Source organism: Corallococcus caeni (genome assembly GCF_036245865.1).
GTDB lineage: Bacteria > Myxococcota > Myxococcia > Myxococcales > Myxococcaceae > Corallococcus > Corallococcus caeni.
This window is the reverse complement of record NZ_BTTW01000139.1, coordinates 1-235: the sequence shown is the minus strand read 5'-3', so window position 1 is coordinate 235 and position 235 is coordinate 1. Positions and strand designations below refer to the sequence as shown.

At 49.4% G+C, this 235-nt stretch carries 1 protein-coding gene; it reads left to right on the top strand.

Annotation, left to right across the window (positions count from 1 at the left end; translation table 11 throughout):
• The coding region (locus AABA78_RS39385) for a hypothetical protein (RefSeq protein WP_338270643.1) at positions 1 to 235 on the top strand (235 nt) is incomplete at both ends.

Genomic DNA, 235 nt, shown 5'->3' with positions numbered 1-235 from the left:
TCTTTAACAGAAAAATGAATGAGGCGACGGGGAGGCGGGATTTCTTCGAGGGTGGTTGCCCCTCTCCGCCCGCCAATGATTTTTTCAGTCAATCACCAAACAGCCCTGTCTTTAACAGAAAAATGAATGAGGCGACGGGGAGGCGGGATTTCTTCGAGGGTGGTTGCCCCTCTCCGCCCGCCAATGATTTTTTCAGTCAATCACCAAACAGCCCTGTCTTTAACAGAAAAATGAA